The sequence below is a fragment of the Enterobacter sp. BNK-18 genome (assembly GCF_047456135.1).
Lineage (GTDB): Bacteria > Pseudomonadota > Gammaproteobacteria > Enterobacterales > Enterobacteriaceae > Enterobacter > Enterobacter ludwigii.
Map to the genome: position 1 here is coordinate 4,033,414 of NZ_CP179899.1, position 20,009 is coordinate 4,053,422.

Below are 20,009 nucleotides of genomic sequence, written 5' to 3' on the forward strand. Positions count from 1 at the left end.
GAGGCACGAGATGGCGTTATTAAATGTAGATAAATTATCGGTGCACTTTGGTGACGAAGGCACTCCGTTTCGCGCCGTGGACCGCATCAGCTACAGCGTAAATCAGGGCGAAGTGGTCGGCATTGTGGGTGAGTCGGGTTCCGGTAAGTCGGTCAGTTCACTGGCCATCATGGGGCTGATTGATTATCCCGGCCGCGTCATGGCCGAAAGTCTGGAGTTTAACGGTCAGGACCTGCAGCGTATCTCCGAAAAGCAGCGCCGCCAGCTGGTCGGTGCGGAAGTGGCGATGATCTTCCAGGACCCAATGACCAGCCTGAACCCTTGTTACACCGTGGGATTCCAGATTATGGAAGCCATCAAGGTGCACCAGGGCGGAAATAAGAAGACCCGGCGTCAGCGTGCGATCGATCTGCTAAATCAGGTCGGTATCCCTGACCCGGCATCGCGTCTGGATGTTTACCCGCACCAGCTCTCCGGTGGGATGAGCCAGCGTGTGATGATCGCCATGGCGATTGCCTGTCGGCCAAAACTGCTGATCGCGGATGAACCGACAACGGCACTGGACGTGACTATCCAGGCGCAGATCATCGAGCTGCTGCTGGAACTGCAGCAGAAAGAGAACATGGCGCTGGTGCTGATTACGCATGACCTGGCGCTGGTGGCCGAAGCGGCGCACAAAATTATCGTGATGTACGCAGGTCAGGTGGTCGAGACTGGACATTCGCACGATATTTTCCGCGCGCCGCGTCACCCGTATACGCAGGCGCTTTTGCGTGCGCTGCCGGAGTTTGCCCAGGACAAAGCACGCCTGGCATCACTTCCGGGCGTCGTACCGGGTAAATATGACCGACCGCAGGGCTGCCTGCTTAATCCGCGTTGTCCGTATGCTACAGACAAATGTCGTGCAGAAGAGCCAGAGCTCAATCTGCTTGCTGACGGTCGTCAGTCGAAATGCCACTACCCACTCGATGATGCCGGGAGGCCAACACTATGAGTACGCAACAGGCCACCACGCAACAACCGCTGTTGCAGGCTATCGACCTGAAAAAATACTATCCGGTGAAGAAGGGGCTGTTTGCGCCTGAACGCCTGGTGAAAGCGCTGGATGGCGTCTCCTTTACCCTTGAACGCGGCAAAACGCTGGCGGTGGTCGGTGAGTCAGGCTGTGGCAAATCGACGCTGGGTCGTTTGCTGACGATGATTGAAGTCCCCACCGGCGGTGAACTCTATTATCAGGGACAGGACCTGCTCAAGCACGATCCGCAGGCGCAGAAACTGCGCCGTCAGAAAATCCAGATTGTGTTCCAGAACCCGTACGGATCGTTGAATCCGCGTAAAAAAGTGGGACAGATTCTGGAAGAGCCCCTGCTGATTAACAGCAATCTGAACAAAGAGCAGCGTCGTGAAAAAGCGCTGGCGATGATGGCGAAAGTGGGCCTGAAGACCGAGCATTACGATCGTTATCCGCATATGTTCTCTGGCGGCCAGCGCCAGCGTATCGCGATTGCGCGTGGTTTGATGCTCGACCCTGACGTGGTCATCGCCGATGAGCCGGTATCTGCCCTCGACGTTTCTGTGCGTGCGCAGGTGTTGAACCTGATGATGGATCTGCAGCAGGACATGGGGCTGTCGTACGTGTTTATTTCGCACGACCTGTCGGTTGTGGAGCACATTGCCGACGAAGTGATGGTGATGTATCTGGGGCGCTGCGTGGAGAAGGGGACAAAAGAGCAGATCTTTACTCATCCTCGTCACCCGTACACCCAGGCGCTGCTGTCTGCGACCCCGCGTCTGAACCCTGACGATCGTCGTGAGCGTATCAAGCTGACGGGTGAATTGCCCAGCCCGCTGAATCCGCCTCCAGGCTGTGCATTCAACGCCCGCTGCAGTCGCCGCTTTGGCCCGTGCACCCAGTTGCAGCCACAGCTCAAGGATTATGGCGGTCAGCTGGTTGCCTGCTTCGCGGTCGATCAGGATGAGAATGGCGAAAAGCCGATGGCGTAATCCATCAATAAAAAAACCGGCGCTAAGCCGGTTTTTTTATGTCTGCGTGATTACTTGCGCAGACGGATCTGGTCGACAGCGTGTTTCTCACTCTTGGTGAGGATCAGGCTGGCGCGCTCACGTGTGGGCAGGATGTTCTCTTTCAGGTTCACGTAGTTGATCTCATTCCACAGCCCTCTCGCCACATTAATGGCTTCTTCTTCAGAAAGCTGGGCGTAGTGGTGGAAATAGGAGTCAGGGTCGGTGAACGCGCCTTCACGGAACTTCAGGAAGCGGTTGATATACCAGTTCTGCAGCAGGTCTTCCGGCGCATCGACATAAATAGAGAAATCGACGAAGTCAGAGACAAACACATGATGGGGATCGTGAGGATAATCCATCCCGCTTTGCAGGACGTTTAACCCTTCGAGGATCAGGATATCCGGCTGAACCACCGTTTTGTCTCCACCCGGGATGCGATCGTAGATCAGGTGCGAATAGACCGGAGCCGTCACGTTAGGCGCGCCCGATTTCAGGTCAGAGACAAATTTCACCAGACGGTGCATATCATAAGAGAGCGGGAAGCCCTTCTTCTTCATTAGCCCGCGTTCCTTTAACACCTCATTCGGGTGCAGGAAACCGTCAGTGGTGATGAGCTCCACGCTGCGGTGTTCTGGCCAGCGGCTCAGTAACGCCTGCAATACGCGTGCGGTGGTACTTTTACCGACGGCCACGCTGCCTGCAATGCTGATGATATAAGGAATGCGTTGGCCGTTCGTCCCGAGGAACTGCTCCAGCACCGCCTGACGGCGCAGGTTGGAGCTGATATAGAAGTTAAGCAAGCGCGAGAGTGGTAAATAGATTTCTGCCACTTCTTCCAGCGACAGATCTTCGTTTATCCCCTTTAACCGTGCGATTTCGCCTTCCGTCAGCGTCATCGGGACGGAGTCACGCAGTGCAGCCCACTGGCTACGGTTAAACTGAAGATAAGGTGTCATTAACGTTTGCTCTTTTTTGCTCATAAGCATGCTTCAGTGAGCCAGCACAACACAGCGCGTCCGGGCTCAACATAGTTAATTTTGGACAATGGGCAGGAGGTTAACACCAGATGACAGGAATAATAAGAAAAAATATGGGGAAGCGATGCTTTACGCGGGAGCCATCACGATACGGTATAAGTGGTGTAAATCGGGCGCCGATGTTGAATTTTTGACCTTGAGTGGATGAATTTACAGCGGTTAACCCTGGTTTCGAATAAAATGTGAGCGAAAGAACGTTTTATGCAATTTTTTAGTTGCATGACTGCGCATGTCTCCATAGAATGCGCGCTACTTGATGCCGACTTAGCTCAGTAGGTAGAGCAACTGACTTGTAATCAGTAGGTCACCAGTTCGATTCCGGTAGTCGGCACCATCAAGTTCGGTGGGGTTCCCGAGCGGCCAAAGGGAGCAGACTGTAAATCTGCCGTCACAGACTTCGAAGGTTCGAATCCTTCCCCCACCACCACTTTCTGGCAGCGTTAAGCCGCCGGAGCTGGTTTGAAAATTGAATCAGCTCGAACCTAAAAAGAGAGAAATCTCTTTTTTTGTTACAGAAAGAACTGGGTAGCCGAGTTTCAGGATGCGGGCATCGTATAATGGCTATTACCTCAGCCTTCCAAGCTGATGATGCGGGTTCGATTCCCGCTGCCCGCTCCAATACGTGCTGATATGGCTCAGTTGGTAGAGCGCACCCTTGGTAAGGGTGAGGTCCCCAGTTCGACTCTGGGTATCAGCACCACTTCACTTCTCCTTCCCGTTTCTCTCTGTTTCAATTTTACTGTATTCAACAATTCAGGCATTTCGCCTGGTTGATGTGGTGATATCACCGATTTATCCGTGTCTTAGAGGGACAATCGATGTCTAAAGAAAAGTTTGAACGTACAAAACCGCACGTTAACGTCGGTACTATCGGCCACGTTGACCATGGTAAAACAACGCTGACCGCTGCAATCACTACCGTTCTGGCTAAAACCTACGGTGGTTCTGCTCGTGCATTCGACCAGATCGATAACGCACCAGAAGAAAAAGCTCGTGGTATCACCATCAACACCTCTCACGTTGAATATGACACCCCGACTCGCCACTACGCACACGTAGACTGCCCAGGCCACGCCGACTATGTTAAAAACATGATCACCGGTGCTGCGCAGATGGACGGCGCGATCCTGGTTGTTGCTGCGACTGACGGCCCTATGCCTCAGACCCGTGAGCACATCCTGCTGGGTCGTCAGGTAGGCGTTCCTTACATCATCGTGTTCCTGAACAAATGTGACATGGTTGATGACGAAGAGCTGCTGGAACTGGTAGAGATGGAAGTTCGTGAACTGCTGTCTCAGTACGATTTCCCAGGCGACGACACTCCAATCGTTCGTGGTTCCGCGCTGAAAGCGCTGGAAGGCGACGCTGAGTGGGAAGCGAAAATCATCGAACTGGCTGGCTTCCTGGATTCTTACATCCCAGAACCAGAGCGTGCGATCGACAAGCCGTTCCTGCTGCCAATCGAAGACGTATTCTCCATCTCCGGTCGTGGTACCGTTGTTACCGGTCGTGTTGAGCGCGGTATCATCAAAGTTGGCGAAGAAGTTGAAATCGTTGGTATCAAAGAGACTGCTAAGTCTACCTGTACTGGCGTTGAAATGTTCCGCAAACTGCTGGACGAAGGCCGTGCTGGTGAGAACGTAGGTGTTCTGCTGCGTGGTATCAAACGTGAAGAAATCGAACGTGGTCAGGTACTGGCTAAGCCAGGCTCAATCAAGCCACACACCAAGTTCGAATCTGAAGTGTATATCCTGTCCAAAGACGAAGGCGGCCGTCATACTCCGTTCTTCAAAGGCTACCGTCCACAGTTCTACTTCCGTACAACTGACGTGACCGGTACCATCGAACTGCCAGAAGGCGTTGAGATGGTAATGCCAGGCGACAACATCAAGATGGTTGTGACGCTGATCCACCCAATCGCGATGGACGACGGTCTGCGTTTCGCAATCCGTGAAGGTGGCCGTACCGTTGGCGCGGGCGTGGTTGCTAAAGTTCTCGGCTAATTGCTGATAACAATTGACGCAATGCGCAATAAAAGGGCATCATTTGATGCCCTTTTTGCACGCTTTCAGATCAGAACCTGGCTCATCAGTGATTAAATTTGTCATAATCATTGCTGAGACAGGCTCTGCAGAGAGCGTATAATCCGAAAAGCGAATTAGCATTTCGATTTGGTTTGCCTCGCAATCGCGGGGTGAAAATGTTTGTAGAATACTTCTGACAGGTTGGTTTATGAGTGCGAATACCGAAGCTCAAGGGAGCGGGCGCGGCCTGGAAGCGATGAAATGGGTAGTCGTAGCCGTGCTGCTGATTGTAGCGATTGTCGGCAACTACCTTTATCGTGACATGATGCTGCCGCTACGCGCGCTTGCAGTGGTAATTCTGATTGCTGCAGCGGGTGGTGTCGCGCTGTTGACGACAAAAGGCAAAGCGACTGTCGCTTTTGCTCGCGAAGCGCGTACCGAAGTCCGCAAGGTAATTTGGCCGACTCGCCAGGAAACATTGCACACCACGCTGATCGTAGCGGCGGTTACCGCTGTAATGTCACTGATCCTGTGGGGACTGGATGGTATTCTGGTTCGCCTGGTATCCTTTATCACTGGCCTGAGGTTCTGAGATGTCTGAAGCCCCCAAAAAGCGCTGGTACGTCGTTCAGGCGTTTTCCGGTTTTGAAGGCCGCGTAGCAACGTCGCTGCGTGAGCATATCAAATTACACAACATGGAAGAGTTATTTGGCGAAGTTATGGTTCCGACCGAAGAAGTGGTCGAGATCCGTGGCGGCCAACGTCGCAAAAGCGAGCGTAAATTCTTCCCGGGTTACGTGCTGGTTCAGATGGTTATGAACGACGCGAGCTGGCACCTGGTGCGCAGCGTACCGCGCGTGATGGGCTTTATCGGCGGCACGTCTGACCGTCCGGCGCCAATCAGCGACAAAGAAGTTGATGCGATTATGAACCGCCTGCAGCAGGTGGGTGATAAGCCGCGTCCGAAAACGCTGTTTGAACCGGGTGAAATGGTTCGTGTTAATGACGGTCCGTTTGCTGACTTTAATGGCGTGGTTGAAGAAGTGGACTACGAAAAGTCCCGCCTGAAAGTGTCCGTTTCTATCTTCGGTCGTGCGACCCCGGTAGAGTTGGACTTTGCCCAGGTCGAAAAAGCCTAAGCAGCGATCAAAAAAGCGACGATTTAATCGTTGCACAAGGCGCGAGATTGGAATACAATTTCGCGCCTTTTGTTTTTATGGGCTGCGGCCTGTAAAACGATTTTATTCACGGGGAGCCTCCTTGAGGCGTTATCACCCAATCAGAGGATTTTAGAATGGCTAAGAAAGTACAAGCCTACGTCAAGCTGCAGGTTGCAGCAGGTATGGCGAACCCAAGTCCACCAGTTGGTCCAGCTCTGGGTCAGCAGGGTGTGAACATCATGGAATTCTGTAAAGCGTTCAACGCCAAAACCGAATCCATGGAAAAAGGTCTGCCAATCCCAGTTGTTATCACTGTATACGCTGACCGTTCTTTCACTTTCGTTACCAAAACCCCTCCAGCAGCAGTTCTGCTGAAGAAAGCGGCGGGCATTAAGTCTGGTTCCGGTAAACCGAACAAAGACAAAGTGGGTAAAATTTCCCGCGCTCAGCTGCAGGAAATCGCGCAGACCAAAGCTGCCGACATGACTGGTGCCGACATTGAAGCGATGACTCGCTCAATCGAAGGTACTGCACGTTCCATGGGCCTGGTAGTGGAGGACTAAGAAATGGCTAAACTGACCAAGCGCATGTCCGTGATCCGTGACAAAGTTGATGCGACCAAACAGTACGACATCAACGAAGCTATCGCTCTGCTGAAAGAACTGGCTACCGCTAAGTTCGTTGAAAGCGTTGACGTTGCTGTTAACCTGGGCATCGATGCTCGTAAATCTGATCAGAACGTTCGTGGTGCAACTGTACTGCCACACGGTACTGGCCGTTCCGTACGCGTAGCTGTATTTGCTCAGGGTGCAAACGCTGAAGCGGCTAAAGCTGCCGGCGCTGAACTGGTAGGTATGGAAGATCTGGCTGACCAGATCAAGAAAGGCGAAATGAACTTTGACGTTGTTATTGCTTCTCCAGATGCAATGCGCGTTGTTGGCCAGCTGGGCCAGGTTCTGGGTCCACGCGGCCTGATGCCAAACCCGAAAGTGGGTACTGTAACCCCTAACGTTGCTGAAGCTGTTAAGAACGCTAAAGCAGGTCAGGTTCGTTATCGTAACGACAAAAACGGCATCATCCACACCACCATCGGTAAAGTGGACTTTGACGCTGACAAACTGAAAGAAAACCTGGAAGCTCTGCTGGTTGCGCTGAAAAAAGCAAAACCAACTCAGGCTAAAGGCGTGTACATCAAGAAAGTTAGCATCTCCACCACCATGGGTGCAGGTGTTGCAGTTGACCAGGCTGGCCTGAGCGCTGCTGCAAACTAATGCCTTTACGTGGGCGGTGATTTTGTCTACAATCTTACCCCCACGTTTGCTAACAAAAGTTAGCGGCTAAAAGATTTGTTCGTTGGAGCCTGGCCTAATCCAGGCCTCCGTCGAAGACCGCAGGTGTTTCGCAAGAAACTTAATGCCCTGCGTAGACGGTGACAGAACGCTAAGATTATTTTTGGATACTCTGGCTTGTTTCTGCTCACCGTATTAAGACGCTCTTTCCGTTGGGGAGAGTGAAGTGAGTTCCGGAACATGAGTTCCGGCAAACATCCAGGAGCAAAGCTAATGGCTTTAAATCTTCAAGACAAACAAGCGATTGTTGCTGAAGTCAGCGAAGTAGCCAAAGGCGCGCTGTCTGCAGTAGTTGCGGATTCCCGTGGCGTTACTGTAGACAAAATGACTGAACTGCGTAAAGCAGGTCGTGAAGCTGGCGTATACATGCGTGTTGTTCGTAACACCCTGCTGCGTCGCGTAGTTGAAGGTACTCCTTTCGAGTGCCTGAAAGACACGTTTGTTGGTCCGACCCTTATTGCATACTCTATGGAACACCCGGGCGCTGCTGCTCGTCTGTTCAAAGAGTTCGCGAAAGCGAATGCAAAATTTGAGGTCAAAGCTGCAGCCTTTGAAGGTGAGTTGATCCCGGCATCGCAAATCGATCGCCTGGCAACCCTGCCGACCTACGAAGAAGCAATTGCACGCCTGATGGCAACCATGAAAGAAGCTTCGGCTGGCAAACTGGTTCGCACTCTGGCTGCTGTTCGCGATGCAAAAGAAGCTGCTTAATCGCAGTTATCTTTATAAAGCATTTGCTTACGTATAAACTTATTCTGATTTTCAGGAACAATTTAAATGTCTATCACTAAAGATCAAATCATTGAAGCAGTTGCAGCTATGTCCGTAATGGACGTTGTAGAACTGATCTCTGCAATGGAAGAAAAATTCGGTGTTTCCGCTGCTGCTGCTGTAGCTGTAGCTGCTGGCCCGGTTGAAGCTGCTGAAGAAAAAACTGAATTCGACGTAATTCTGAAAGCTGCTGGCGCTAACAAAGTTGCTGTTATCAAAGCAGTACGTGGCGCAACTGGCCTGGGTCTGAAAGAAGCTAAAGACCTGGTAGAAGCTGCTCCAGCTGCGCTGAAAGAAGGCGTGAGCAAAGACGACGCAGAAGCACTGAAAAAATCTCTGGAAGAAGCTGGCGCTGAAGTTGAAGTTAAATAAGCCAACTTTTCTGGTTGCAGCCTAAGTCATTAGGCTGATGGCTGGTGACTTTTTAGTCACCAGCCTTTTTGCGCTGTAAGGCATCAGTAGCATTTCACACTGTTTGACTACTGGTTGTCCTGACAATGCATGTTTCTATCGACGACTTAATATATTGCGACAGGGTGCGCGCTCTGTGTAAATCGCGACGAAATGATTTAAGCGTGATAGCAACAGGTATTGCGGAAAGTATTCAATTTTCCGGTCCACAAAATGGTGTTGCACAAACTGTCCCTTCGTCGGACAGATGGGTCGACTTGTCAGCGAGCTGAGGAACCCTATGGTTTACTCCTATACCGAGAAAAAACGTATTCGTAAGGATTTTGGTAAACGTCCACAAGTTCTGGACATTCCATATCTCCTTTCTATCCAGCTTGACTCGTTCCAGAAGTTTATCGAGCAAGATCCTGAAGGGCAGTACGGCCTGGAAGCAGCCTTCCGTTCCGTGTTCCCGATTCAGAGCTACAGCGGTAACTCCGAGCTGCAGTACGTCAGCTACCGCCTTGGCGAACCGGTGTTTGACGTTCAGGAATGTCAGATCCGTGGCGTGACCTATTCCGCACCGCTGCGCGTAAAACTGCGTCTGGTGATCTATGAGCGCGAAGCGCCAGAAGGCACCGTAAAAGACATTAAAGAACAAGAAGTCTACATGGGTGAAATTCCACTCATGACAGACAACGGTACTTTCGTCATCAACGGTACTGAGCGTGTTATCGTTTCCCAGCTGCATCGTAGCCCGGGTGTCTTCTTCGACAGCGATAAAGGTAAAACACACTCATCCGGTAAAGTACTGTATAACGCGCGTATCATTCCTTACCGTGGTTCCTGGCTGGACTTCGAGTTCGATCCTAAAGACAACCTGTTTGTCCGTATCGACCGTCGTCGTAAACTGCCTGCGACCATCATTTTGCGTGCGCTGCAATACACCACTGAACAGATCCTGGACCTGTTCTTTGAGAAAGTAATCTTTGAAATCCGCGACAACAAGTTGCAGATGGAGCTGGTGCCAGAGCGTCTGCGTGGTGAGACCGCGTCGTTCGACATCGAAGCCGACGGCAAAGTGTATGTGGAAAAAGGCCGCCGTATTACCGCGCGCCACATCCGTCAGCTGGAAAAAGATGATATCAAACTCATCGAAGTTCCGGTTGAATACATTGCTGGAAAAGTAGCCGCGAAAGATTACGTTGATGAATCAACTGGCGAGCTGATCTGCCCGGCGAACATGGAGCTGAGCCTGGATCTGCTGGCTAAGCTGAGCCAGTCTGGCCACAAACGCATCGAAACGCTGTTCACCAACGATCTGGACCACGGTCCTTATATCTCTGAGACTATCCGCGTCGATCCAACGACCGATCGTCTGAGCGCGCTGGTAGAAATCTACCGCATGATGCGCCCTGGTGAACCACCGACTCGCGAAGCGGCTGAAAGCCTGTTCGAGAACCTGTTCTTCTCCGAAGACCGCTACGATCTGTCCGCGGTTGGTCGTATGAAGTTCAACCGTTCTCTGCTGCGTGATGAGATCGAAGGTTCCGGTATCCTGAGCAAAGACGACATCATCGAAGTGATGAAGAAGCTCATCGATATCCGTAACGGCAAAGGCGAAGTGGACGATATCGACCACCTCGGCAACCGTCGTATCCGTTCCGTAGGCGAAATGGCGGAAAACCAGTTCCGCGTTGGCCTGGTACGTGTTGAGCGTGCGGTGAAAGAGCGTCTGTCTCTGGGCGATCTGGATACCCTGATGCCTCAGGATATGATCAACGCCAAGCCGATTTCTGCAGCAGTGAAAGAGTTCTTCGGTTCCAGCCAGCTGTCTCAGTTCATGGACCAGAACAACCCGCTGTCTGAGATCACGCACAAACGTCGTATCTCTGCACTCGGCCCAGGCGGTCTGACCCGTGAACGTGCAGGCTTCGAAGTTCGAGACGTACACCCGACTCACTACGGTCGCGTATGTCCAATCGAAACGCCTGAAGGTCCAAACATCGGTCTGATCAACTCCCTGTCCGTGTACGCACAGACTAACGAATACGGTTTCCTTGAGACGCCGTACCGTAAAGTGACCGACGGTGTTGTAACTGACGAAATTCACTACCTGTCTGCTATCGAAGAAGGCAACTACGTTATCGCTCAGGCGAACTCCAACCTGGATGACGAAGGCCACTTTGTAGAAGATCTGGTTACCTGCCGTAGCAAAGGCGAATCCAGCTTGTTCAGCCGCGACCAGGTTGACTACATGGACGTATCCACCCAGCAGGTGGTATCCGTCGGTGCGTCCCTGATCCCGTTCCTGGAACACGATGACGCCAACCGTGCATTGATGGGTGCGAACATGCAACGTCAGGCCGTTCCAACTCTGCGTGCTGATAAGCCGCTGGTTGGTACCGGTATGGAACGTGCTGTTGCCGTTGACTCCGGTGTTACTGCGGTGGCTAAACGTGGCGGTACTGTTCAGTACGTGGATGCTTCCCGTATCGTTATCAAAGTTAACGAAGACGAGATGTACCCGGGCGAAGCAGGTATCGACATTTATAACCTGACCAAATACACCCGTTCTAACCAGAACACCTGTATCAACCAGATGCCTTGTGTGTCTCTGGGTGAGCCCGTTGAGCGCGGCGACGTGTTGGCAGACGGTCCGTCCACCGACCTCGGTGAACTGGCGCTCGGTCAGAACATGCGCGTAGCGTTCATGCCGTGGAACGGTTACAACTTCGAAGACTCCATCCTCGTCTCCGAGCGTGTGGTTCAGGAAGATCGTTTCACTACCATCCACATTCAGGAACTGGCATGTGTGTCCCGTGACACCAAGCTGGGGCCAGAAGAGATCACCGCTGACATCCCTAACGTGGGTGAAGCTGCGCTCTCCAAACTGGATGAATCCGGTATCGTTTACATCGGTGCAGAAGTGACCGGCGGCGACATTCTGGTTGGTAAGGTAACGCCGAAAGGTGAAACCCAGCTGACGCCAGAAGAGAAACTGCTGCGTGCTATCTTCGGTGAGAAAGCGTCTGACGTTAAAGACTCTTCTCTGCGCGTACCAAACGGTGTTTCCGGTACAGTTATCGATGTTCAGGTCTTCACCCGTGACGGCGTTGAAAAAGATAAGCGTGCGCTGGAAATCGAAGAGATGCAGCTCAAACAGGCTAAGAAAGACCTGTCTGAAGAACTGCAGATCCTCGAAGCGGGTCTGTTCAGCCGTATCTATGCGGTGCTGGTTGCCGGTGGCGTTGAAGCTGAGAAGCTCGACAAACTGCCACGCGATCGCTGGCTGGAACTGGGCCTGACCGACGAAGAGAAACAAAATCAGCTGGAACAGCTGGCTGAGCAGTATGACGAACTGAAACACGAGTTCGAGAAAAAACTCGAAGCGAAACGCCGTAAAATCACTCAGGGCGACGATCTGGCACCAGGCGTGCTGAAGATTGTTAAGGTGTATCTGGCTGTTAAACGTCAGATCCAGCCTGGTGATAAGATGGCAGGTCGTCACGGTAACAAGGGTGTTATCTCTAAGATCAACCCGATCGAAGATATGCCGCACGATGCTAACGGTACGCCGGTAGATATCGTACTGAACCCACTGGGCGTACCGTCTCGTATGAACATCGGTCAGATTCTGGAAACCCACCTGGGTATGGCTGCGAAAGGTATCGGCGATAAGATCAACGCCATGCTGAAACAGCAGGAAGAAGTCGCGAAACTGCGCGAATTCATCCAGCGTGCCTACGATCTGGGTACCGACGTTCGTCAGAAAGTCGACCTGAGCACCTTCAGCGATGAAGAAGTGCTGCGTCTGGCAGAGAACCTGCGCAAAGGTATGCCGATTGCAACGCCGGTATTCGACGGTGCAAAAGAAGCTGAAATCAAAGAGCTGCTGCAACTGGGTGGTCTGCCAACGTCTGGTCAGATTACGCTGTTTGATGGCCGTACCGGTGAACAGTTCGAGCGTCCGGTAACCGTAGGTTACATGTACATGCTGAAACTGAACCACCTGGTCGACGACAAGATGCACGCTCGTTCTACCGGTTCTTACAGCCTGGTTACTCAGCAGCCGCTGGGTGGTAAGGCGCAGTTCGGTGGTCAGCGCTTCGGGGAGATGGAAGTGTGGGCGCTGGAAGCATACGGCGCAGCATACACCCTGCAGGAAATGCTCACCGTTAAGTCTGATGACGTGAACGGTCGTACCAAGATGTATAAAAACATCGTGGACGGCAATCATCAGATGGAACCGGGCATGCCAGAGTCCTTCAACGTACTGTTGAAAGAGATTCGTTCGCTGGGTATCAACATCGAACTGGAAGACGAGTAATTCTCGCTCAAACAGGTCACTGGTGTCGGGCTAACCCCCGACACCAGATTGTGCTAACTCCGACGGGAGCAAATCCGTGAAAGATTTATTAAAGTTTCTGAAAGCGCAGACTAAAACCGAAGAGTTTGATGCGATCAAAATTGCTCTGGCTTCGCCAGACATGATCCGTTCATGGTCTTTCGGTGAAGTTAAAAAGCCGGAAACCATCAACTACCGTACGTTCAAGCCTGAGCGTGACGGCCTTTTCTGTGCACGAATTTTCGGGCCAGTAAAAGACTACGAGTGCCTGTGCGGTAAGTACAAGCGCCTGAAACACCGTGGTGTGATCTGTGAGAAGTGCGGCGTTGAAGTGACCCAGACCAAAGTGCGCCGTGAGCGCATGGGCCACATCGAACTGGCATCTCCAACTGCGCACATCTGGTTCCTGAAATCTCTGCCGTCCCGTATCGGCCTGCTGCTGGATATGCCGCTGCGCGATATCGAACGTGTTCTGTACTTCGAATCTTATGTGGTTATCGAAGGCGGTATGACGAACCTGGAACGCCACCAGATTCTGACCGAAGAACAGTATCTGGACGCGCTGGAAGAGTTCGGTGACGAATTCGACGCGAAGATGGGTGCGGAAGCTATTCAGGCCCTGCTGAAGAGCATGGACCTGGAGCAAGAGTGCGAGCAGCTGCGTGAAGAGCTGAACGAAACCAACTCCGAAACCAAGCGTAAAAAGCTGACCAAGCGTATCAAACTGCTGGAAGCGTTCGTTCAGTCTGGTAACAAACCAGAGTGGATGATCCTGACCGTTCTGCCGGTTCTGCCGCCAGATCTGCGTCCGCTGGTTCCGCTGGATGGTGGTCGTTTCGCAACGTCGGATCTGAACGATCTGTATCGTCGCGTTATCAACCGTAACAACCGTCTGAAACGTCTGCTGGATCTGGCTGCGCCGGACATCATCGTACGTAACGAAAAACGTATGCTGCAGGAAGCGGTAGATGCCCTGCTGGATAACGGTCGTCGCGGTCGTGCGATCACCGGTTCTAACAAACGTCCTCTGAAATCTTTGGCCGATATGATCAAAGGTAAACAGGGTCGTTTCCGTCAGAACCTGCTCGGTAAGCGTGTTGACTACTCCGGTCGTTCTGTTATCACCGTAGGTCCATACCTGCGTCTGCATCAGTGCGGTCTGCCGAAGAAAATGGCACTGGAGCTGTTCAAACCGTTCATCTACGGCAAGCTGGAACTGCGTGGCCTGGCCACCACCATCAAAGCCGCTAAGAAAATGGTTGAGCGTGAAGAAGCTGTCGTTTGGGATATCCTGGACGAAGTTATCCGCGAACACCCGGTACTGCTGAACCGTGCACCAACACTGCACCGTCTGGGTATCCAGGCATTTGAACCGGTACTGATCGAAGGTAAAGCTATCCAGCTGCACCCGCTGGTTTGTGCGGCATATAACGCCGACTTCGATGGTGACCAGATGGCTGTTCACGTACCGCTGACGCTGGAAGCCCAGCTCGAAGCGCGTGCGCTGATGATGTCTACTAACAACATCCTGTCTCCAGCGAACGGTGAACCAATCATCGTTCCTTCTCAGGACGTTGTATTGGGTCTGTACTACATGACCCGTGACTGTGTTAACGCCAAAGGCGAAGGCATGGTGCTGACTGGCCCTAAAGAAGCTGAGCGTATCTATCGCGCTGGCCTGGCCTCTCTGCATGCGCGTGTCAAAGTGCGTATCACTGAATATGAAAAAGATGCTAACGGCGAATTCGTTGCGAAAACCAGCCTGAAAGACACGACCGTTGGCCGTGCCATTCTGTGGATGATCGTACCGAAAGGTCTGCCTTTCTCCATCGTCAACCAGGCGCTGGGTAAGAAAGCGATCTCCAAAATGCTGAACACCTGTTACCGCATTCTGGGTCTGAAGCCGACAGTTATCTTCGCTGACCAGACAATGTACACCGGCTTTGCATATGCAGCGCGTTCAGGTGCATCTGTTGGTATCGATGACATGGTTATCCCAGAGAAGAAACACGAGATCATCTCTGAAGCGGAAGCCGAAGTTGCTGAGATCCAGGAGCAGTTCCAGTCTGGTCTGGTTACCGCGGGCGAACGCTATAACAAAGTTATCGATATCTGGGCTGCGGCGAACGATCGTGTATCCAAAGCGATGATGGATAACCTGCAAACCGAAACCGTGATTAACCGTGACGGCGTAGAAGAGCAGCAGGTTTCCTTCAACAGCATTTACATGATGGCCGACTCCGGTGCGCGTGGTTCTGCAGCACAGATTCGTCAGCTGGCAGGTATGCGTGGTCTGATGGCGAAGCCAGATGGCTCCATCATCGAAACGCCAATCACCGCGAACTTCCGTGAAGGTCTGAACGTACTCCAGTACTTCATCTCTACTCACGGTGCGCGTAAAGGTCTGGCGGATACCGCACTGAAAACAGCGAACTCCGGTTATCTGACGCGTCGTCTGGTTGACGTTGCGCAGGATCTGGTTGTGACCGAAGACGATTGTGGCACCCTCGAAGGTATCACCATGACCCCGGTTATCGAGGGTGGTGATGTTAAAGAGCCGCTGCGCGATCGCGTACTGGGTCGTGTAACCGCGGAAGACATTCTGAAGCCGGGTACCGCAGACATTCTGGTTCCACGCAACACGCTGCTGCACGAACAGTGGTGTGACCTGCTGGAAGCGAACTCTGTTGACTCTGTGAAAGTTCGTTCCGTTGTATCTTGTGACACCGATTTCGGTGTATGTGCGCACTGCTATGGTCGTGACCTGGCGCGTGGCCACATCATCAACAAAGGTGAAGCAATCGGTGTTATCGCGGCACAGTCCATCGGTGAACCGGGTACACAGCTGACGATGCGTACGTTCCACATCGGTGGTGCGGCATCTCGTGCGGCTGCTGAATCCAGCATCCAGGTGAAAAACAAAGGTAGCATCAAGCTCAGCAACGCGAAGTCTGTTGTTAACTCCGCAGGCAAGCTGGTTGTGACCTCTCGTAACACCGAGCTGAAGCTGATCGACGAATTCGGTCGTACCAAAGAGAGCTATAAAGTGCCTTACGGTGCTGTTATGGCGAAAGGTGATGGCGAGCAGGTTGCCGGCGGTGAAACCGTTGCAAACTGGGATCCACACACCATGCCGGTTATCACCGAAGTAAGTGGTTTCATCCGCTTCACTGACATGATCGACGGCCAGACCATTACTCGTCAGACCGACGAGCTGACCGGTCTGTCTTCTCTGGTCGTTCTGGACTCTGCTGAGCGTACTGCCGGTGGTAAAGATCTGCGTCCTGCACTGAAAATCGTTGATGCTCAGGGTAACGACGTTCTGATCCCTGGTACCGATATGCCTGCGCAGTACTTCCTGCCGGGTAAAGCGATTGTACAGCTGGAAGATGGCGTACAGATCAGTTCTGGTGACACCCTGGCGCGTATTCCTCAGGAATCCGGCGGTACCAAGGACATCACCGGTGGTCTGCCACGCGTTGCGGATCTGTTCGAAGCACGTCGTCCGAAAGAGCCTGCAATCCTGGCTGAAATCAGCGGTATCATCTCCTTCGGTAAAGAGACCAAAGGTAAACGCCGTCTGGTTATCACCCCAGTAGATGGCAGCGAGCCGTACGAAGAGATGATTCCTAAGTGGCGTCAGCTCAACGTGTTCGAAGGTGAACGTGTAGAACGTGGTGACGTGGTTTCCGACGGTCCAGAAGCGCCGCACGACATCCTGCGTCTGCGTGGTGTGCATGCTGTTACTCGTTACATCGTTAACGAAGTACAGGACGTATACCGTCTGCAGGGCGTTAAGATTAACGATAAACACATCGAAGTTATCGTTCGTCAGATGCTGCGTAAAGCAACCATCGATAGCGCGGGCAGCTCTGAGTTCCTGGAAGGCGAGCAGGTTGAATACTCACGCGTCAAGATCGCTAACCGCGATCTGGAAGCGAACGGCAAAATCGCTGCGACCTTCTCGCGCGATCTGCTGGGTATCACCAAAGCGTCTCTGGCAACCGAGTCCTTCATCTCTGCAGCATCGTTCCAGGAGACCACGCGTGTCCTGACCGAAGCCGCTGTAGCAGGTAAGCGTGATGAACTGCGCGGTCTGAAAGAGAACGTTATCGTGGGTCGTCTGATCCCGGCTGGTACCGGTTATGCGTACCATCAGGATCGTATGCGTCGTCGTGCTGCAGGCGAACTGCCAGCTGCACCGCAGGTAACTGCTGAAGATGCATCCGCGAGCCTGGCAGAGCTGCTGAACGCAGGTCTGGGTGGTTCTGACAACGAGTAATCGTTGATTCAGCAAATAAAAAAACCCGCTTCGGCGGGTTTTTTTATGTCTGCATATTTTTCAGTTTATCAGCGGTAGCCGACGATACAGCTCAATCATATCGCCCGCCAGGTCCTGAATGACCATCGCGTTCATCAGGTGATCCTGAGAGTGGACGGTGATCAGGTTAACCGGTAGCTTTCCGGTCCCTTCATCAAGACCAATCAGCTGCGTCTGGATGGTGTGGGCATGTTTCACGTATTCACGCGACTCTTCCATCGCCTTTTCGGCTTCGTCAAAGTCACCTTTACGGGCCATCTGCAACGCCGTAAGGGCAGCACTGCGCGCTGCTCCCGCGTTGACCAGCAGTTCCATGATCGTTGTTTCTAAATCTTCCACGGGTCACTCCAGTAATTTAAGCGCTTTTTCCAGGACGACATCACCTTTCATCATGCCGTAATCCATCATGTCGATCACCGCGACCTTTTTACCCAGCGGATCGGCCTGCGCCTGAAGTTTAGCCTGCTCGTATTTAACCTGTGGCCCCAGCAATACGATGTCAGCCGTCGCGATATTATCTTTAAACTCCGCAACCGGAACGGCTTTAATGGTGACTTCAACCCCTTTTTTCTGCGCGGCGTCTTTCATACGTTGAACCAGCATGCTGGTTGACATTCCCGCTGCACAGCATAAAACGATGTTCTTCATAATCAGCCTCGATCTACATGTGTTTATTGATAATTATCCCGTGCAGACCGCTTCAACAACCGCTTTACCGCGATTGTGTGTCAGGCATCACAAAGAAATGGGTGATTTTCTGAAACCGGTTACAATTTTGCATGAAAGCGCACGCTGCCCGTCGAAACGGACAGCGTGGGAGGGAAGAAATTAACGGATGGAGGTCCGAAGGATGCGGTTTTTACCCTGCTGTTTTGCGCTGTAAAGTGCGTTATCCACGCTCCCGACAAATTGCTCCAGCGGTTCGAAATGCCATTCCCCCAGGCCTGCACTGAACGTGACCTGCAGGTTTTCTTCGCGCCAGACGCGTTTTTCAATGGTGGTACGCCACGCTTCCAGCAACGAGATTGCATCAGCAATTTGCGCAGCCTGGAAGACCACCGCAAACTCTTCTCCACCATACCGGTACACCGAGATGTGGTGCGGTTGCATGATCTGGAGCCCTTCACGCGCCACGTTACGCAGGACAATATCGCCGCTAAGGTGGCCCCAGGTATCGTTGATTGATTTGAAGTTATCGATGTCCACCAGCGCCAGTGCGAAAGGCTGTTGAGCCGCCATTAACTCTTCCACATCGGTATCGAACGCGCGGCGGTTTTTGCAGCCTGTTAGTGCATCGTGGGTTGCCTGGCGGACATATGCCATCTCACGCTCTTTATTCGACTGGATGGTATGACTCAGCATCGCTTCCAGACGCGGTGCCTGGCTGACGTCGCCAGTTTTGATGGCGTTGATAATATGCATCAGCACGGTACGCGAGGCATGGCGAAGGTACAAACCGAAGAGAATGATAATAATCGCCGCCAGTGCAAATCCCCAACCAACGATAGTGGTTTCGTGGCGGGTTATATCCGTCAGGGTCGCGCCAGAGACCCGGTAGATGACAAACCAATCCGGGTTAGTGAAGGAGTAGTAGTAATACCAGGTTTTACTTTTCCGGTCGTATAAATGCCCCTCGCCGCTGGTCATTTTGTCCATCAGCGCTTCGCTCACGTATTTTTTGAACAGCGCGCCCGTGTCAGGATGAAGCACCACGGTTCCGTCGCGCTCGACGACGAAGAATTCCCCTTGTACAGGGGCCACCATCTGTCGAAGGGTATACCCCATCGACGCCAAATCAAGATGAAAGGCCAGGGTTCCCTTGAGTCTGCCTTCTGTTGAAATCAATGGCTTATAAAGCGTGACCGTTGGATGCCCGGTAAAGTAGTCCATATAAGGGTGGGTATAATGGCTGAAAATACTGGCTTCCGCGTGGGCGACAAACCACGGGCGAGTCCGCGGATCGGCGTTTTTACTCTTTTCCGTGGGAGGCGCTTCTGGAACGTGCAAATAATGCCCTTCCGTGTCGGCCAGCGAGATGGATGACACGGTCGGCATCAGGTTTTGCAAATGCATCAACATCTGCAACCCTTGCGTCGGGTTGATGTTCAGCGTCTCATTCAGTATTTCGTTGCGGGAAAAGTACATCGCAGAACGACCAAGAATATAGTCGTTTTCACGCAACATTGATTCGGTATAGTTAACCGCCAGATTATGCGTGAAATTACCATTAATTTTATGATAATCCTCAAGAAAATCCTTTCGTTGCGAAAGCGTAACCACGACAGCGATCAGTGCAAAACTGCACAGTATCCCCGCGAAGCTGGCCATTATTGGCCGGGTAAAAGAGAGTTTTTTGCTGTGAAGTGCCATGAGTTGTACATCATTCCTGAGGGTGAATGCTTTTCGTCTGCCGATATCCTCTCAGCATAGTCGCAGTCCTGCGGTTAGCTGTGAATTATACGGAACACGATTTCAGACGAGATGATTTATCTTAAGAATGGCTAAGAAATTACTCATAAAATCAGAAATTCAGTGTGCACGATAAGTCAGAGGCAGGGCGAAACGAGGAAGAAGCTTTTCGCCC

Annotated in this window: 15 protein-coding genes and 4 tRNA genes; 15 read left to right on the plus strand and 4 right to left on the minus strand. The window is 52.3% G+C overall.

What is annotated here, in order from left to right:
• The first annotated feature begins 10 nt into the window (after positions 1-10).
• Positions 11-994: a dipeptide ABC transporter ATP-binding protein gene (dppD, locus tag ACMGG3_RS19400; protein ID WP_014168148.1), complete on the plus strand. Its 984-nt coding sequence runs from the start codon at positions 11-13 to the stop codon at positions 992-994.
• Positions 991-2,004 (plus strand): dipeptide ABC transporter ATP-binding subunit DppF, encoded by a 1,014-nt coding sequence (gene dppF / locus ACMGG3_RS19405; protein WP_020882631.1) that lies wholly within the window; start codon positions 991-993, stop codon positions 2,002-2,004. Before dppD ends, dppF begins: the two co-directional genes overlap by 4 nt.
• 50 nt (positions 2,005-2,054) lie before the next feature.
• On the opposite strand, the gene coaA is transcribed toward dppF, so the two are convergent.
• Positions 2,055-3,005 (minus strand): type I pantothenate kinase, encoded by a 951-nt coding sequence (gene coaA, locus ACMGG3_RS19410; RefSeq protein ID WP_025206418.1) that lies wholly within the window; start codon positions 3,003-3,005, stop codon positions 2,055-2,057.
• Between the two features lie 315 nt (positions 3,006-3,320).
• Here coaA and ACMGG3_RS19415 point away from each other — a divergent pair.
• The 13 genes from ACMGG3_RS19415 to rpoC all read left to right on the plus strand — a co-directional run bounded on the left by ACMGG3_RS19415 (position 3,321) and on the right by rpoC (position 17,386).
• A tRNA-Thr gene (locus ACMGG3_RS19415) sits at positions 3,321-3,396 on the plus strand.
• Between the two features lie 8 nt (positions 3,397-3,404).
• Positions 3,405-3,489: transfer RNA gene (locus ACMGG3_RS19420), tRNA-Tyr, on the plus strand.
• Between the two features lie 116 nt (positions 3,490-3,605).
• Positions 3,606-3,680: transfer RNA gene (locus ACMGG3_RS19425), tRNA-Gly, on the plus strand.
• Between the two features lie 6 nt (positions 3,681-3,686).
• Positions 3,687-3,762: transfer RNA gene (locus tag ACMGG3_RS19430), tRNA-Thr, on the plus strand.
• Positions 3,763-3,880: 118 nt separating this feature from the next.
• A complete protein-coding gene (tuf, locus tag ACMGG3_RS19435) occupies positions 3,881-5,065 on the plus strand; it encodes an elongation factor Tu (protein WP_014830236.1) in 1,185 nt (394 codons plus the stop codon).
• A 229-nt stretch (positions 5,066-5,294) separates the two neighbouring features.
• Positions 5,295-5,678, plus strand: a complete 384-nt coding sequence (gene secE, locus ACMGG3_RS19440; RefSeq protein WP_003862342.1) for a preprotein translocase subunit SecE — start codon at positions 5,295-5,297, stop codon at positions 5,676-5,678.
• A 1-nt stretch (position 5,679) separates the two neighbouring features.
• Entirely contained in the window at positions 5,680-6,225 is a 546-nt protein-coding gene (gene nusG / locus ACMGG3_RS19445; protein WP_003862341.1) for a transcription termination/antitermination protein NusG, read from the plus strand.
• A 155-nt stretch (positions 6,226-6,380) separates the two neighbouring features.
• Positions 6,381-6,809, plus strand: a complete 429-nt coding sequence (rplK, locus tag ACMGG3_RS19450) for a 50S ribosomal protein L11 (protein WP_008808007.1) — start codon at positions 6,381-6,383, stop codon at positions 6,807-6,809.
• Positions 6,810-6,812: 3 nt separating this feature from the next.
• Entirely contained in the window at positions 6,813-7,517 is a 705-nt protein-coding gene (rplA, locus tag ACMGG3_RS19455) for a 50S ribosomal protein L1 (protein ID WP_006810530.1), read from the plus strand.
• A 291-nt stretch (positions 7,518-7,808) separates the two neighbouring features.
• A complete protein-coding gene (rplJ, locus tag ACMGG3_RS19460; RefSeq protein ID WP_004097644.1) occupies positions 7,809-8,306 on the plus strand; it encodes a 50S ribosomal protein L10 in 498 nt (165 codons plus the stop codon).
• 66 nt (positions 8,307-8,372) lie between these two features.
• Positions 8,373-8,738, plus strand: a complete 366-nt coding sequence (gene rplL, locus ACMGG3_RS19465) for a 50S ribosomal protein L7/L12 (RefSeq protein WP_014168154.1) — start codon at positions 8,373-8,375, stop codon at positions 8,736-8,738.
• Between the two features lie 319 nt (positions 8,739-9,057).
• A complete protein-coding gene (gene rpoB / locus ACMGG3_RS19470; RefSeq protein ID WP_020882980.1) occupies positions 9,058-13,086 on the plus strand; it encodes a DNA-directed RNA polymerase subunit beta in 4,029 nt (1,342 codons plus the stop codon).
• A gap of 76 nt (positions 13,087-13,162) precedes the next feature.
• The gene (rpoC, locus tag ACMGG3_RS19475; RefSeq protein WP_014168156.1) at positions 13,163-17,386 is read left to right on the plus strand and encodes a DNA-directed RNA polymerase subunit beta'; all 4,224 of its coding nucleotides are present in this window, start codon (positions 13,163-13,165) and stop codon (positions 17,384-17,386) included.
• A gap of 60 nt (positions 17,387-17,446) precedes the next feature.
• Here rpoC and ACMGG3_RS19480 read toward each other — a convergent pair whose 3' ends face one another.
• The 3 genes from ACMGG3_RS19480 to ACMGG3_RS19490 form a co-directional block, all read right to left on the minus strand.
• Positions 17,447-17,764 carry a PTS lactose/cellobiose transporter subunit IIA gene (locus ACMGG3_RS19480; RefSeq protein ID WP_014168157.1) on the minus strand — a complete coding sequence of 106 codons (318 nt, stop codon included), beginning with the start codon at positions 17,762-17,764 and terminating at the stop codon, positions 17,447-17,449.
• 3 nt (positions 17,765-17,767) lie between these two features.
• A complete protein-coding gene (locus tag ACMGG3_RS19485; protein ID WP_014068453.1) occupies positions 17,768-18,073 on the minus strand; it encodes a PTS sugar transporter subunit IIB in 306 nt (101 codons plus the stop codon).
• 180 nt (positions 18,074-18,253) lie between these two features.
• Positions 18,254-19,795: a diguanylate cyclase domain-containing protein gene (locus ACMGG3_RS19490; RefSeq protein ID WP_414149387.1), complete on the minus strand. Its 1,542-nt coding sequence runs from the start codon at positions 19,793-19,795 to the stop codon at positions 18,254-18,256.
• Between the last annotated feature and the right edge of the window lie 214 nt (positions 19,796-20,009).

Excerpts from the sequence above, each read along its gene's own strand:
- dppD (WP_014168148.1), top strand. The coding sequence starts at position 11 with ATGGCGTTATTAAATGTAGATAAATTATCGGTGCACTTTGGTGACGAA.
- dppF (WP_020882631.1), top strand. The coding sequence starts at position 991 with ATGAGTACGCAACAGGCCACCACGCAACAACCGCTGTTGCAGGCTATC.
- coaA (WP_025206418.1), bottom strand. The coding sequence starts at position 3,005 with ATGAGCAAAAAAGAGCAAACGTTAATGACACCTTATCTTCAGTTTAAC.
- tuf (WP_014830236.1), top strand. The coding sequence starts at position 3,881 with ATGTCTAAAGAAAAGTTTGAACGTACAAAACCGCACGTTAACGTCGGT.
- secE (WP_003862342.1), top strand. The coding sequence starts at position 5,295 with ATGAGTGCGAATACCGAAGCTCAAGGGAGCGGGCGCGGCCTGGAAGCG.
- nusG (WP_003862341.1), top strand. The coding sequence starts at position 5,680 with ATGTCTGAAGCCCCCAAAAAGCGCTGGTACGTCGTTCAGGCGTTTTCC.
- rplK (WP_008808007.1), top strand. The coding sequence starts at position 6,381 with ATGGCTAAGAAAGTACAAGCCTACGTCAAGCTGCAGGTTGCAGCAGGT.
- rplA (WP_006810530.1), top strand. The coding sequence starts at position 6,813 with ATGGCTAAACTGACCAAGCGCATGTCCGTGATCCGTGACAAAGTTGAT.
- rplJ (WP_004097644.1), top strand. The coding sequence starts at position 7,809 with ATGGCTTTAAATCTTCAAGACAAACAAGCGATTGTTGCTGAAGTCAGC.
- rplL (WP_014168154.1), top strand. The coding sequence starts at position 8,373 with ATGTCTATCACTAAAGATCAAATCATTGAAGCAGTTGCAGCTATGTCC.
- rpoB (WP_020882980.1), top strand. The coding sequence starts at position 9,058 with ATGGTTTACTCCTATACCGAGAAAAAACGTATTCGTAAGGATTTTGGT.
- ACMGG3_RS19485 (WP_014068453.1), bottom strand. The coding sequence starts at position 18,073 with ATGAAGAACATCGTTTTATGCTGTGCAGCGGGAATGTCAACCAGCATG.
- ACMGG3_RS19490 (WP_414149387.1), bottom strand. The coding sequence starts at position 19,795 with ATGGCACTTCACAGCAAAAAACTCTCTTTTACCCGGCCAATAATGGCC.